Annotated in this window: 16 protein-coding genes; 3 read left to right on the top strand and 13 right to left on the bottom strand. The window is 32.7% G+C overall.

The features are described 5' to 3' along the window. Nucleotides 1-215: 215 nt before the first annotated feature. The 10 genes from N782_RS19045 to N782_RS19005 form a co-directional block, all read right to left on the bottom strand. Nucleotides 216-635 carry a hypothetical protein gene (locus N782_RS19045; RefSeq protein ID WP_152600815.1) on the bottom strand — a complete coding sequence of 140 codons (420 nt, stop codon included), beginning with the start codon at nt 633-635 and terminating at the stop codon, nt 216-218. Between the two features lie 140 nt (nt 636-775). Then, complete coding sequence (locus N782_RS22135; protein ID WP_272913662.1) at nt 776-910, bottom strand: hypothetical protein; 135 nt, start codon at nt 908-910, stop codon at nt 776-778. A 175-nt stretch (nt 911-1,085) separates the two neighbouring features. Beyond that, the gene (locus N782_RS19040) at nt 1,086-1,367 is read right to left on the bottom strand and encodes a hypothetical protein (protein WP_036824118.1); all 282 of its coding nucleotides are present in this window, start codon (nt 1,365-1,367) and stop codon (nt 1,086-1,088) included. 184 nt (nt 1,368-1,551) lie between these two features. Further along, nucleotides 1,552-2,109 carry a DUF5412 family protein gene (locus N782_RS19035; RefSeq protein WP_036824115.1) on the bottom strand — a complete coding sequence of 186 codons (558 nt, stop codon included), beginning with the start codon at nt 2,107-2,109 and terminating at the stop codon, nt 1,552-1,554. Between the two features lie 479 nt (nt 2,110-2,588). Then, nucleotides 2,589-2,891 carry a hypothetical protein gene (locus N782_RS19030; protein WP_237582695.1) on the bottom strand — a complete coding sequence of 101 codons (303 nt, stop codon included), beginning with the start codon at nt 2,889-2,891 and terminating at the stop codon, nt 2,589-2,591. A 36-nt stretch (nt 2,892-2,927) separates the two neighbouring features. Then, complete coding sequence (locus N782_RS19025) at nt 2,928-3,401, bottom strand: hypothetical protein (RefSeq protein ID WP_036824112.1); 474 nt, start codon at nt 3,399-3,401, stop codon at nt 2,928-2,930. Nucleotides 3,402-3,755: 354 nt separating this feature from the next. Then, entirely contained in the window at nt 3,756-3,956 is a 201-nt protein-coding gene (locus tag N782_RS19020; RefSeq protein WP_036824110.1) for a hypothetical protein, read from the bottom strand. Nucleotides 3,957-4,561: 605 nt separating this feature from the next. Then, nucleotides 4,562-5,059: a GNAT family N-acetyltransferase gene (locus N782_RS19015; RefSeq protein WP_036824107.1), complete on the bottom strand. Its 498-nt coding sequence runs from the start codon at nt 5,057-5,059 to the stop codon at nt 4,562-4,564. 259 nt (nt 5,060-5,318) lie between these two features. Beyond that, nucleotides 5,319-5,570, bottom strand: coding sequence for a hypothetical protein (locus N782_RS19010; protein ID WP_036824104.1), 252 nt, complete (start codon nt 5,568-5,570; stop codon nt 5,319-5,321). Between the two features lie 361 nt (nt 5,571-5,931). After that, nucleotides 5,932-6,447 carry a GNAT family N-acetyltransferase gene (locus N782_RS19005; protein WP_036824101.1) on the bottom strand — a complete coding sequence of 172 codons (516 nt, stop codon included), beginning with the start codon at nt 6,445-6,447 and terminating at the stop codon, nt 5,932-5,934. A 1,685-nt stretch (nt 6,448-8,132) separates the two neighbouring features. Between N782_RS19005 and N782_RS19000 the strand changes: the two genes are divergently transcribed. The 3 genes from N782_RS19000 to istB all read left to right on the top strand — a co-directional run bounded on the left by N782_RS19000 (nt 8,133) and on the right by istB (nt 11,053). Next, on the top strand, nt 8,133-8,330 hold the full coding sequence (locus N782_RS19000) for a hypothetical protein (RefSeq protein WP_036824098.1): 198 nt from the start codon (nt 8,133-8,135) through the stop codon (nt 8,328-8,330). Nucleotides 8,331-8,834: 504 nt separating this feature from the next. After that, on the top strand, nt 8,835-10,337 hold the full coding sequence (gene istA, locus N782_RS18995) for an IS21 family transposase (protein WP_036824096.1): 1,503 nt from the start codon (nt 8,835-8,837) through the stop codon (nt 10,335-10,337). Beyond that, nucleotides 10,334-11,053, top strand: a complete 720-nt coding sequence (istB, locus tag N782_RS18990) for an IS21-like element helper ATPase IstB (RefSeq protein ID WP_036824094.1) — start codon at nt 10,334-10,336, stop codon at nt 11,051-11,053. Before istA ends, istB begins: the two co-directional genes overlap by 4 nt. Nucleotides 11,054-11,392: 339 nt before the next feature. On the opposite strand, the gene N782_RS18985 is transcribed toward istB, so the two are convergent. The 3 genes from N782_RS18985 to N782_RS18975 all read right to left on the bottom strand — a co-directional run bounded on the left by N782_RS18985 (nt 11,393) and on the right by N782_RS18975 (nt 13,556). Continuing rightward, nucleotides 11,393-12,061 (bottom strand): ABC transporter ATP-binding protein, encoded by a 669-nt coding sequence (locus N782_RS18985; RefSeq protein ID WP_036824091.1) that lies wholly within the window; start codon nt 12,059-12,061, stop codon nt 11,393-11,395. 397 nt (nt 12,062-12,458) lie between these two features. Next, nucleotides 12,459-12,968 (bottom strand): GNAT family N-acetyltransferase, encoded by a 510-nt coding sequence (locus N782_RS18980; protein ID WP_036824123.1) that lies wholly within the window; start codon nt 12,966-12,968, stop codon nt 12,459-12,461. Between the two features lie 201 nt (nt 12,969-13,169). After that, nucleotides 13,170-13,556 (bottom strand): hypothetical protein, encoded by a 387-nt coding sequence (locus tag N782_RS18975; RefSeq protein WP_036824087.1) that lies wholly within the window; start codon nt 13,554-13,556, stop codon nt 13,170-13,172. Nucleotides 13,557-13,620 lie beyond the last annotated feature (64 nt).

Here is a 13,620-nt window from a genome sequence, read left to right as displayed (position 1 = left end):
CCACCTTAATAATTCAAAATCTGTGTCTTGACTATTGGGTCCACCTTATTCATCTCATTACTTTAGTAAATATTCCTATATAAGAATAGATATAAAAATTAATCGTCACACATATTAACGATATTCTTTGGATTATTGCCCAACTATTCATTAGCTTCTGGTCTTATTTTCAAATCTTTATATGGCTATTCAATTATTTCAACTTATTGATGACCTTATGATAAATCAACAACTTCTTCTTTCACTTTACCTGAGAGCGTTTCCCACTCAACTGTAATAGATATTTCATCTATATGATTACGTAAGATCTCACCATTATCATGCGGCGGATTTAACACTCCAAGGCTAAAAACTGTGTCATTTCCATTTATCTTATCTCTGCTACCAGAAGCACCGAGAGTAAATATTTTCGGGAAATTAATTTCATAATGTAAGCTTTTTAATTTCTCATCACCTATGTATTCAATAGAACCTTCTCCGCTCTGAACACTTTTGCTTACTGTGTATATCATTTCAGCTTTCCAATGCTTGCTTTCCCCCTCAATCCCAACCTTCTCTTGACCTACACAACCTGCAAGTATTAAGAATAATGACAAAAATAATACTATCTTCCTTATTTGATTTATATTTCCCATCTCCCTGCTATATTTGTTCGTGTTTAACTCTTTTACCAGTTAGATTATATACATTGCTTTAATGTTAAAAACTATAATAATTTTATGTTAGATAAATACCAGTATCATGGACATGAATGTAGCTTGAGCTAGACAAATAACTAAGTCATTTCTCCAATTCGTTTTGCAAAAGGACTCCATTTACCTCCTAATAAACTGAATAATCTAGCGGTCAAGAAACCACCTAACCATATACTAAGAAAGGCTATATCACTCCCGTTAAACTCCTCACCCATCATTGCAAGTAATTTCTGACCACCCTTATTTATTTGTGGAATACTCTATCATTGAATAATCACCCCTGATAGTATTATTGAAGAATTAGATTGGATTTAATGTTAATTTTTTATTTTAGCATCCTCTTCTGATGTGAAATCATCTATGCTACTAATAGTTAAATAGGAAGCAACATCACGTTAATGTTTTTAGCATCTCTGCTCCTAATACAGCAAATAGAACTATTGATGCTAACAAATATAAATTAAAAGGCTTCTTATCTTTTTCTTGTTTTAGTAAATCTTCTATTCCGAATGATAAGAACATAAAAGCTAAAAAGGAATTTATATAATTCGTCGGTAAGCTTATACTGTTGTATACTAAGTGATAAAAACTAAGACTTAGAGCAACAAGTGCAAATATCACATTTACTACTCTCACTATTTTCAAGTTTGATCTCCTTTCATTTAATGCCATTCAACTAAATGCTCCTTTCGCTGAAATGAACTACCAAATATTTACACTCATTTTAACATAAGTACCCTATTATAGTCTTAGAAATGATTATTGCTTTTCATTGTCTCAAGAAAAAGAGAGAATCGTATGAAAGATTCGTATCGAAATACTCGCATTAAAGCATCCTTCGTACAATAAGAGGACATTAGTTTTGATAGCAAGTCTCATATTCCTCTTTCATTAACAAACTTTTACAAGCTAGACCATTTTCATGATAAATTTCTTTACCGATTTCTAATTCGATACTTCTTTTTGAATTTGGGTGATCAGGCTCCTCATTTAAAATGTATAGTATATCTTCATCTACCCATTCCATAGAAAAATTGCTTTTTGCATCACCATAATAAACAGTTTGAACTTTATTTTTCTCATTATTGTTTGTAATTTCAACCCATACGTTAACACCACCGGCTGCACCACCATATAGTTCAAAATAAGCATTAGCTGTAAAATCTTCATTAGGTGATGTTACAGGTCCAGGTCCCTTTTGAATGTATTCCCTATCAATTTCACTAAAGGTAAAAAAGTACGTTTCATACAAATAAATGGAAGAAACCAACATAACCCCAGCCATTGTTGTAATCAGTAATTTTTTAGGGAAAGGTTTCTTTTTGAATAAAGAAATTAATATCATAACAAATAAAACCAATATTAATATAGCGGTAAGGAAAAATGTTAAGAAACCAAATAAAATTAAAATCATAATCCCCCCATTTTAAGTTCAATAACCATCATCTCAAGTACTAATCGTTCCTTATTTCAAGAAGGTGTACCAAAACCAGAATGAAATTAAGTTATACCTCTCATTCAATCTATCTCCTATCTATTATTAAAGTTCACTATTTTAACAAGCAAGATAAAATAAGAATGACACTAAAAGACGTTGATTACTTTTTTATCTTATTAACTTGCTGTATATAAATAAATAAGTCTGAATTGAATAAAATAAAAAGAAATAAACCATAGTGGAATTTAGAGCAAATTCAATTGGATTAAAAGATATATTAAGCCAATTTGAGGGGGAAAATACCTTCACTCTATTATCGGGTACTTCTTCTATTGAAATATAATCTATGTAAGCAATTGAATACCCCAATTCTTTAATATACGAATCACTAGGCTTTAAAGGAAGGTATATTGATAGTAAAACCAAAAATGTGCTAACTATAATTAATAACTTTTTCATAAAATCGAATCCTCCGCTTGTGCTAAGTTAGCTCCAGGTGCTCTGAGAAAATCTAAACGTATAAGCCAAGAGTTTCTATAAATTTCCTTACCACAAAAGGTCTTTGCCATTTTGAAATAGTCCCCTTCTTCTTCATTCCCAACTGTTTCAGGGAAAGGTTTTGCAATAACTATATTGCATTGAGTATATATGTCGGGAAATTCCTCTATACTAGTTCCATAAGTTTTTGGTATTAAAGAAATTAATGATTCAATTATCTCTTTTTTGTCTTTGATGGAGGTCTCCTCTAACTCATTCAACACAGGACATTCTTTATGTTGTGCTGCATTCTCAACTTAATCACCCTTTATAGTATCTACCTCGTCTATCGCAGTTGTTCCATTTAATGAATTATTACTTAATGTATGCCCCTCCTCAATGGAGATAAAGTATTCTTCATTGGATAATTTAATGGAGTTAGTTTTTTCGTTAGTTTTATCAAAAAAGATAGTATATTCGTTACCATCCATTGTGTTTAGTTCCCAAGCACCACCTATCTTCATGTGTACATTTGCAGATATTTTACCAGTGTAATAACCTTTATCATCTTCATTTAATTCACCAACAAAATAAATATTCTCTCTCCACTGTATTACTAATAGTTGGTCACTTTTTGTTGTTGTAACCAAGTCAATGTTTCCTCTAATATTTTCATCTTTAATAAAGTATTCTAACGCTTCATGTTTACTTGGAAAATGCTTAATTTTATCCTTTATTTTTGAGGAGTTCTCAGAACATCCACCTATTATCAAAAGTGTAATTACAAACAAGGTTAAGTTAATTTTTTTAATAATAATCCTCCTATTTACCATAAATCTCTCTATTAAACCCAGGTATCTTGTAAGTACTTAGCCTGTCAGTTAAAGGTTATCTCTTCACAAAATTTGCATCTATTTTAACATAATTAACCAATTGTATTAGGGAATTATTCAAGATCTCTGGTTTCAAAAATAAAAAAGACGCAAATTCTTATTAAAGAATCGCGCCTTTATCACGAATACTTGGTTTGGAGATAATCAACAAATTATTCTATAACAATTGACCCCTTTAATTTAAGTACATGATTCCACATTTTATTCAACAATCGTGCTCGATTGCTTTAAATAGGCATATTGTATAAGAAATCACCAATCTAATCTCAGCAGTTCTGCAACAATCTCATCACTACCAGGAAGAAACATAAACACTGAAATAACGATAAATAGAACTCCAAAAACAAATAGCAATATAACAACTTTAACAGCCGCAGAAACACCCTTTTTCGTAAGACCGACAATAATAAAGACAATACCTATCAAAAGCAATAGTAAGTACCAAAACCCCATCACACTATCCCCTTTCTATGAATTATGCTTATTAAGCAATTTGTACCATTTGTTGAATATCAGTTTAATCATTGCTCTTGCACTAAACTGCTCCGTTCGTTAAAGATCATCTTTTCACAATGCTTATTCATTTTAACATAATTCCCCAATTATATTTGGAAGAGAATTCTTCTACCTTCATGTTTCGAAAAATACAAAAAAGACGCAAATCTTTATTAAAGATTCGCGCCCTAATATGGAGCACTTGAGTTCGAGATAATCAACTTACTCTTCAACAAACGCATCCATTAATACTATAAGGAAAATTTTCTATTAGATATAATAGTTGCATTATGCTATACTAATATCGCGATGAGCTGAATTGCATAAGACGAGATTGACGCGCCTTTATGGCAAGGCACAAATGTGGAGTGCTGTCTCTCGCCGCAATACGCAAAGACGTCCTTCATAGGACGTCTTTTATTTTAGGAAAATATACTCCTCCATAGGTTAAACCTTTGTGCATTAGTCGTAAACATACTTTCTTCTTGCATCTGTCAATTTTAACTGCCACATTTGACAGTTCCTTGTTCAGCTATTGCACCGGTTACTTTAGTAAAGAAATGTTAGATTAGCTTAGACATATAGTATTCATCTACAAATTCACCATCAATAAGAAGTGAGTGTTTTTTCGTTCCTTCAATAATAAAACCCATCTTTTTATACAACGCTAATCCACCAATGTTTTTTGTGACAACTGTAAGTTCTAAACGGTGAATATTACGTTCTTTTCCCCATTTTTCCAACTCGCTAAAAAGTCTTGAACCAATACGTTGTCCTCTATAATCCTTTAAAATACCGATGACAAGATATACAGTATGTTGATTTCTTCGAGCATTCCCTCCCATCGCAACTAAAAAACCGACTAATTTATTTTCTTCCTCTGCCACGAAAATTGTTGAATTATTAACGTCTTCCAAAGCTTCAATTCTTTTTCTTTGTTGTTCAGAGGTGACGGTTCTTTCATCAGGTTCCCAAAGCATAAATTCTGAATGACCTTCGATTTCCTTTGTAAGCTGAACAAATTTTTTTGCGTCAGAAATTGTTATCTCCCTTATCTTCATCCCCTCAATTATCTTCCTCTCTTTTTTATATCTCTTCTTAAACTCTTCTGTTCCGTTAGTTGAAAATCTTTTCTTCACAATCTAATTCAAATTTTAACACAAATATCCAGTTGATAACTCACATCGTTATACGAACGAAACAAATAAAAGGCCTTTCCTTATTCCAGGAAAGCGCCCAAATCTGAAATACTTGAATTCGAGATGATTTTATTTTACTCCTCTACTGAAGCATCCGCTTCGTTTTTTAAGTTTTATAACTTTACAAATCTGAATTTCTCTTTGATTGACTTCTCATAGAAATGATTAAACTAACAATAATTCCTACAATAAATGCTATTACAGTTTTTATAAGAATATTTTGAGTCAATCCTTCAAATAGATATCCTTTAAATTTCTGAAAATTGGATGTTCCTGGTACCCAATCAATAACATAACCAACTCCTAAAATACCAGGTAAACTTACCATAAAATAAACAAATATAAATGTAAGTACCAATGCTTTTAGGTTCATTCACTCTTCCCCCTTAAATCCTTCTCCCCCTATTTACTTAAACTTCGCTTTTAAGATCATCTCCCCATATTTCAGCATAATTAACCAATTCCATTATGAAATTATTCAAACTTACCATTTTAATAGTAATAAAGACGCAATCCTTATTAAAAATTCGCGCCCCTAAACTGGAAGATTTGAAATCGAGATAAATTGAGATACACTCTTAAACTAACCCACACGAGAGTTTAAGAGTGATACTTCACAAACTCATTTATAAATCGCAAGTTCTTTACCCCACATCTTAAAAATACAAAATGGCATTAAGGTAAATTTCCTTTTTTATCTAAGATTGCACAAACAACTTATAGCATCATAAAAATTAAAAAGGATTTTCTAACCTATATAGTCTAACTATATTATTTGTGTCTTCTTCTTCATATTCACTTATAAATTGCATAGGGGAATTTTCAAGAATTCTTATAGAATGAATATTTTCCTTTTCAACAATAGAAATAACCTTACTAATAGCTAAATCATTAAGGCAAAATTCAAGTAAACCATTCAGTATTTCAGAACCATACCCCTTTCCCCAGTATTTTTCGGAAAATCTATAACCAACTTCAAATTCTTCGTTTTCACTTTTGTTTATAGCGCACGCACCGATTAAAGTACAAAATTCATTATTTTTCTCTGAAATAGCCATTGTAAATCTATTAGTATTACTTTCGTTATAACTTTTTATTATTTTAAGTAATTCGTTTAAATTTTCCGTCCTTGTTTTGCCCCTTCCAATGACATATTTCATAACATTATTATTACTTTGCATTTCGTGAAAGTCCTCTAGGTCTTCTAATTCAAATTTCCTTGTGTATAGACGTTCAGTCTCAAAATACATGATTCCCTCAAACTCCCTTTGGGCTTCAAATTTATTTCACATTATCTAACCTATATAAACCCCATATGAAAATAATGTTTTCGGATCAATATTGCACTAACCTGCCCGTGCACTTAAGTAAATTTCTTCACAAGCTAATTCATTTTTTTATTAATAACCAATTCGTTATCTACTCTATAGTTAGTTCCAGGTAAGAATAGAGGACACAATCTTGTTCATGAATCGCGCCCGAATATGGAACACTTGAATTCGAGATAATTTTCCTTTTTCCCCTACTTTCGATAAAGATGTTAAGGCATATAATATTTGAACTATGAAACAACCTTTTCTATAAAATTGCACTGTGATAGTCTAATGAGGAAATTAAAAATAGAAAAAAGGAGTAATCTCAATCACTTCATATATACTTGGCATTTACTTAACACTTACTCTTATAGCACTCTTCTTCGTAGGCCCTTATGCTCCGTTAGCGGCTTTAGTGATTGGAGCACCCATACATATCATCATTCTTCTAAAAAGAGTTCTTGATAAGTTAAATGTTATCGAAGAAAAGCTGAATAGATAAATGAGTAGGGCATTAATGGCTCCTTCTACTTGTTACGCATCATGTGTCTACTATGTATTTGGCATTTATTTTATGTATAAAATGGCAGCATGTTTTTTGTATATAAAACAGACCGCAAAATAAAAGTTTTGTATAAAACTTTGCATATTTTGAGGTCTGTTTATTTACTGATTGCTCCAGGAAAGCGCCCTTATTCGGAAGACTTGAAATTGAGATATTTCCAAATTAGATCTTCATCAAACTCTCCCATAGTTAAAATGTCCTTTAGATTTAGAACATGCCAATTAACCCTATAATATACAATCCTATTATTAATATTATTCCCGTCGCTACCGTATAAAGTACAAATCTTTTCACTATTTTATCAGCTTTATTTTCTTTACTCATAACCAATTCCATCCTTATTCTAATTATGTAAATGCTTCGTTTAAGATCATTACATCACAATCTAAATCAAATTCTAGCATGAATTTCCATTTCAGACCCCCCCCTTATACAAGCTAGACTAATAAAAAAGCTTTCCTTATTCCAGAAAAGCGCCCTTAACGGGAAGAATTGAATACAAGATATTTACTAATTAGATCAACAAATACTCCCCGTTCTCCTTTTTGTATTTAACAAAAATGTATATCGAACAATCACCAATTTGCGGAAAGTGAATGTAATTATCCTTGCCCTGTCTCTTTCTAGTAAAATCAGCCTCATTTTTATACAAATGGATCAAACGAAAGAATATAAGGAATGAGAAAAATCCCTCCAGTGCAAAGTACACTTAATCCGGCGTTTATTAAGGGAATAACTTTTCGTAAGGAATGTTCTTTCTTTATGCCTTTGCCACTAATATAAATCCCAGGCAAACCTAGTAAACATAAGTATAAAACACTATAAACATTTCCTCCACTTTTTACATACATATTTAAGATAATTAAAGCAAAAACACAGGCAATGATGAAGATACCACAAATCTTACCTTCCAGAGTTTTGGGAATAATATTTATTCTCCCCCTTCGCGCAAACTTCCATTTTAAGACATATAATCGTCCCGATGTAATCTCTTATGTTAACTTGAAATTTATTCTGATAACATTAATAGTAACTTACATATTATGGGGGGTTTATTGTGAAAAAGTCAACTGCATCTAAAATATCTCTTATCAGCTGTATTTTACTAGTCATCACCCCATCAATAACACTGATCACTAACGATATCCCAGCAGATATTGCTTTTGGTCAGTACATACTACTATTCAGTGGAATCTTAGGCTTAATTGCTATGACTATATCCACAGCTATTGAAAAGCTCCGGAAGAAGCTTTAATTGGTTCTTTTTTTGTTTCGCATAAACAATTTACTAAGGAATTATTTTACCTAATCCCATATTTCTATAAGTAAAAAAGACGCAAATCTTTATTAAAGATTCGCGCCCTAATATGGAACACTTGAATTCGAGATAAATCACAAATATGATCTTACACTAACGCACCATTTAGTTTAAGAATAACTATTAAAGCTCACGATCTACCACTTTGGTTGAATATTTTCACGAATGACCAGATTATACCAGTAATACAACCTGTTATAGCCATAAATAGAAGTACAAAACTTACAATGTCAAACATTTGCTGAATTCCCCCTAATATGTGAACTTTATGTAGCTAACCTGCTCTGTGTTTATGGCATTCTAATAATGTAAGGATTGGCATTTAATTTATGCCGGCCCCCGCGGGGGCCGGCATAAATTAAAAAAGTCACTTGCCAACCCCTCATAATAACTTTAAACTCCTCGTTGGACCAACAACGTTCGACAGGAGGCTATTAGGAGATGTTAGCAGTGACTCAAATAAAGTATATCAAACATGAAGTAAATCAAAAAGGTGATTCCTATTCCGATATTGGTAGACGTATGAGGTTGGACCCTTACACAGTTAAGAAGTATGCCAACAAAGGAGACTTTACGGAGAGAGAAAAGCAGGAGCGTCCTTCACCCGTTATGGATCCTGTAAAACCTATCTTAGATAAATGGATTAAAGAAGATTTAAAAAAGAAGAAGAAAAACCATCGTACTGCAAAACGTATGTTTCATCAGTTGGTGAAGTATCATAGTTTCATTGGATCCTATAGAACTGTACGAGCCTATGTATCTAAGAAAAAGAAAGAGTTAAAAGAGTATATAGAAGAGGCGTCACTACCTCTGGAATCTATCCCTGGGACAGCACAAGTAGACTTTGGAACAGCCCCCTTTCTATATCATTCTGAGGTTATTGACCTTCCTTACTTGGTCATGTCATTCCCATACAGTAATTCATTCTATTTTCAAGTTTTTCCTTCGGAAAACACGGAATGTCTACTCGAAGGGCTACAACGCATATTTCATCATATGGGCGGAGTTCCACATACAATTCGGTTTGATAACCTATCACCGGCTGTAAAGAAAATAGGCGCTAAGGGGGAACGTGCTCTAACGGATACTTTTGAGCGTTTTGTTCTTCACCATGGATTTCACTATGAGTTTTGTAATCCTGGCAAAGGAAATGAAAAAGGCCATGTGGAAGCCATGGTGAAATACGTACGGAATAATTTCTTATTACCAGAATGTACCGTTCTTGATCTAGACCAATTCAATGAGACCTTATGGGAATTAGCTGAAGTAGATCGAGATCGTAGCCATTATGAAAAGCAAGTTTTACAGTCAAAGCTTTATATAGAAGAGCAAGAGAGGTGGCTTATGCTTCCAGAGAAGTCGTTTGAGTGTGTAAGGCACCAGGAGGTAAAAGCAGATAAATATGGTTTTGTCTCAATTGATCAGAAACAATATTCTACCTCCCCTCGTTTTGCGAAGCAGGTTGTCCGAGTTCGTATTACCTATCGATTTATTGTGATTCTAAATGAACAGAATGAGGTTATTGTTAAACACCATAGATTGTACGGAGTAAAGAGAAAATCCATGGTCTGGCAGCCCTATTTGGACTTATTATCAAGACGACCCAGAGCGATAAAGTATTCAAGCTTATATGAACAATTTCCCCAGATATGGACGGATTACTTGAACAATTGTACAGAAGAGGAACAAAAATCAGCTTTACGGCTATTAGGGAAGCTCTTAAAGAACAATGACTTTCGTTTATTGAATCAGGCGTTACAATCAGCCTCTGTCCATGGTCATCCAAGTGCTGATCAAATAAAACATTGTTTCTACTCTTTACTTCATGATGACCATCCATATCAAACAATCAAACCAACCGTAGAGGTACCTCAGGTACCTGTGGCATCCAGAGGTTTATCACACTATGACTCCCTGTTTCAGAACGGGGGTGAGATCAAATGAATGAACAAATCGAGGCTTATGCGAAACGGTTGAAGCTGAGTTGGATACGAGAGCATTTTGATGACGTTGAAGCAGAAACCAATAAGGAATACCTACTGAAGTTATTTGAGAAGGAAGTAGAAAATAGAGAGGAACGCAAGATCAACCTATTACTTAGCCAGGCTCAACTCCCTAAAACAGGAGATAACCCGTTTGAGTGGGAGCATATTCAAATCCCTCAAGGGATTGATAGAGAAACCATACTGAATGGAGATTTCATTCATAACCGAGAGAATCTAATTCTATATGAAGGTGTTGGGACAGGGAAGACATACTTGGCATCCTTGATTAGTCTGAATGCCATACATAGGTTTGGCAGTAAAGTTAAATTCTTCACCGTGGCATCTTTAGTGAATAAACTCATTGAAGCCAATCAGAATGGAAGCTTACAGAAGCTATTGAAACAAATTAAGAAGCTGGATCTTTTAGTTTTAGACGAATTGGGATACATCCCTCTTCATAAAGAGGGAGCAGAGCTTTTATTTCAAGTTATATCTATGTGTTACGAAGATAAGAGTATTGTCATCACAACAAATCTACAATTTGGGCAATGGAATCACGTATTTGGAGATCCCATCCTTACGGAAGCAGTGATTGATAGGCTGATACACCATTCCCATTTATTATTGTTTACAGGCGATAGTTTCAGGTACAAAGAATCATTAACTCACCGATAATTTAGAGGCGGCAAGTGGCATACATTTTTGAATGCCATTCCCTACATTTTTTACTTGCCAAATACAGGTATGCTTGAACAATGTGAGGTAAATCCTCTATTTTAGAAACCATGTTCTTATTTATAGGTATCTGATTACCTTTATCTACTAAAAGTGTCCTGTGCTCAACAGTTTCTTTAATATTTGAATCCACAAAGTCATGTAAACCATTTGAAACACAAAAGGAAATTGTTAACAATATAAGAGCTGTTGAAATAATTAGTATATTAATTATATTTTTTTTCTTTTTTCTACTAATGTGTTTTTTTGCTATATATAAAAAAGTATTTTTTGTTTCATTTACTCTTCCTTTAATACACCATTATCTAAAATATAACATGCATCAGAATAGTTCTTTATTTTTTCATTATGAGATATTACAACCACTGTTCTTCCTGACTCTACTATATTCTTAAAAATTTCAAATATATTATTTTCATTATCTTCATCTAGGCTCCCGGTAGGCTCATCAGCTAAGATACACTCAGGGTTATTCGCTAAAGCTCTTGCTATAGCTACTCTCTGATTTTCTCCACCCGATAGCTCGTTAGGAAAATGTTTTTCTTTATTTACCAATCCTACCTCTTTTAGTAAATCAGAAGCTCTTTCTTCCATTTCTTCATATTGATAATTCGGATTAATATATAAGGGTAACATTACATTTTCAATTGCTGTCATCTTGTTATTTAGATGGTAGGATTGAAAAACAAAACCTAGATTTTCTCCGCGTAATAAAGCTATTTCTTTAGTACTCAAGTGGTTAATTGATGTTCCATTAACTATTACTTCACCGGAATCTGGAGTATCTAATATTCCTAAAAGATGTAATAAGGTACTTTTCCCTGCACCTGACTTCCCATGAATTGAATATAATTTACCACTTTCTATTATTAAGTTAATATCTTGAAAAACGTTTAGGCTATTGAAAATTTTTTTCAAATTTTTAGCTTCTATTATTGGATTCGCCATTTAATCCCACCTCACTTCTTCCTTGTATTTTTTAAAATATAGATACGATGAGACACTTAATTAATTTTTATAATACTGATTAAAGATTTTTTGCATTTATCAATAGTAATATCCTTTTACACCGGTTCGTTCCATAAGATCTACTCTGAACTTAATTTCTTCTAAATCGCTTAGAAATCCTTGAATCTGCAACTATCTTGCCCATTATTTTTAGAGTGTTTATTCATAATCAGATTCAATTTTAACATAATTATCCAACCAGGAACTCCCCTCCTTTTTGCAACCAAGACAAAAAAGGACGATCCTTATTCCAGGAAAGCGCCCAACTGTTGAAGACTTGAATTCGAGATGAATTATATAATCTTCTACTAAATCAGCCAATAGTTGGAGTAGAACATTAAATTATTGATCTTATATCCTGCCAACCATAAACAAGTTCATTTAGTTTTTTTCCTAAAACCTCTATCTCAACAATATCAATCTTTTTTGCACCAAGAAACTCGTAAAATAAACGAGAATTGTTTTCTTCTAATACTAAAACAATCATAGAAAATATATTGTTTTGTTCCAAATCTTCAATGATAGGTTCAATCAATAATTTTCCTAATCCTTTTCTTTGGTGAGCCTCTAATATATAAATTGCATATAATTCACCGTTGTAGTTAGGGTATTTACCCGACCTTTCTTTTCCGCCATTAGAGAAACCAATTATTTCACCATCATCAGTTTCAGCTACAAACACTGCTTGGTCAGATATTAGATCTTTCCATTTTTGTTCTCTGCTCTCATATGTCATTTTGTTTAAATACTCATCTGGCACAACATTCTTATAAGTAGTTTTCCAACTGTCCACTTGCACAATTGCAATCCCCCTTGCATCATCTGGAACTGCTCTCCTTATATTCATATCACACCTCAATTCTTTAACCTCTTCTTCTACAAATCTTCATCTTTACTTTAATTCACAATCTTTCATAATCTTCACTAATTTTAGCATAATATTCCATTTTTTAGGATATAAACTTAAAATATAGACGCAACCATTTATTCAATGATTGCGCCCTTATATTGAAAAACTGAAACTGAGACAAAGTTGCAAATAGAAACCTTATTGATCCTTATAAATCGGCTCTACTTTAGGACTTTCCGATTCTTCACTCATTAGAAACCACAACCTAAAATCCTTCTTAGTTGTCACCAATTTAGCCAATCGATCTTTATATGCATGTTTAATACCCATTATTGAGTTATCAGTGATCACTCCATATTTAATCATAAAATCTGAATCCACTAAATTAAGTCCTTGCCAATTATACCCCCTATCAGGGTTTAGAGATGAAGTAACACCTCCTCCTCTTTCCCAATCCCATCCTTTATTAGTTAACTTAATATAACCACCAAAGAGTCCGTTATCATTTATATAAAAAACAAAAACACCGTCTTTTATTACTTCTTTATGTATAATTTCATCAAATTCAATATTAGCATCTAACATTATATTTTTTAATTGTCTATAATGGACCCATAAATCTAGACACGAAATAAGGAGATGTTAAAGT

The organism is Pontibacillus yanchengensis Y32 (genome assembly GCF_000770635.1).
GTDB lineage: Bacteria > Bacillota > Bacilli > Bacillales > BH030062 > Pontibacillus > Pontibacillus yanchengensis.
The sequence above is the reverse complement of the archived record's forward strand: the minus strand, read 5'-3'. Positions and strand labels throughout refer to the sequence as shown.

Coding starts and splice junctions, on each gene's coding strand:
- N782_RS19005 (WP_036824101.1), bottom strand. CDS start 6,447: ATGTATTTTGAGACTGAACGTCTATACACAAGGAAATTTGAATTAGAA.
- istB (WP_036824094.1), top strand. CDS start 10,334: ATGAATGAACAAATCGAGGCTTATGCGAAACGGTTGAAGCTGAGTTGG.
- N782_RS18985 (WP_036824091.1), bottom strand. CDS start 12,061: ATGGCGAATCCAATAATAGAAGCTAAAAATTTGAAAAAAATTTTCAAT.
- N782_RS19010 (WP_036824104.1), bottom strand. CDS start 5,570: ATGAACCTAAAAGCATTGGTACTTACATTTATATTTGTTTATTTTATG.
- N782_RS19015 (WP_036824107.1), bottom strand. CDS start 5,059: ATGAAGATAAGGGAGATAACAATTTCTGACGCAAAAAAATTTGTTCAG.
- N782_RS18975 (WP_036824087.1), bottom strand. CDS start 13,556: ATGTTAGATGCTAATATTGAATTTGATGAAATTATACATAAAGAAGTA.
- N782_RS22135 (WP_272913662.1), bottom strand. CDS start 910: ATGGGTGAGGAGTTTAACGGGAGTGATATAGCCTTTCTTAGTATATGG.
- N782_RS19040 (WP_036824118.1), bottom strand. CDS start 1,367: ATGGCATTAAATGAAAGGAGATCAAACTTGAAAATAGTGAGAGTAGTA.
- N782_RS19020 (WP_036824110.1), bottom strand. CDS start 3,956: ATGGGGTTTTGGTACTTACTATTGCTTTTGATAGGTATTGTCTTTATT.
- N782_RS18980 (WP_036824123.1), bottom strand. CDS start 12,968: ATGAATATAAGGAGAGCAGTTCCAGATGATGCAAGGGGGATTGCAATT.
- istA (WP_036824096.1), top strand. CDS start 8,835: ATGTTAGCAGTGACTCAAATAAAGTATATCAAACATGAAGTAAATCAA.
- N782_RS19045 (WP_152600815.1), bottom strand. CDS start 635: ATGGGAAATATAAATCAAATAAGGAAGATAGTATTATTTTTGTCATTA.
- N782_RS19035 (WP_036824115.1), bottom strand. CDS start 2,109: ATGATTTTAATTTTATTTGGTTTCTTAACATTTTTCCTTACCGCTATA.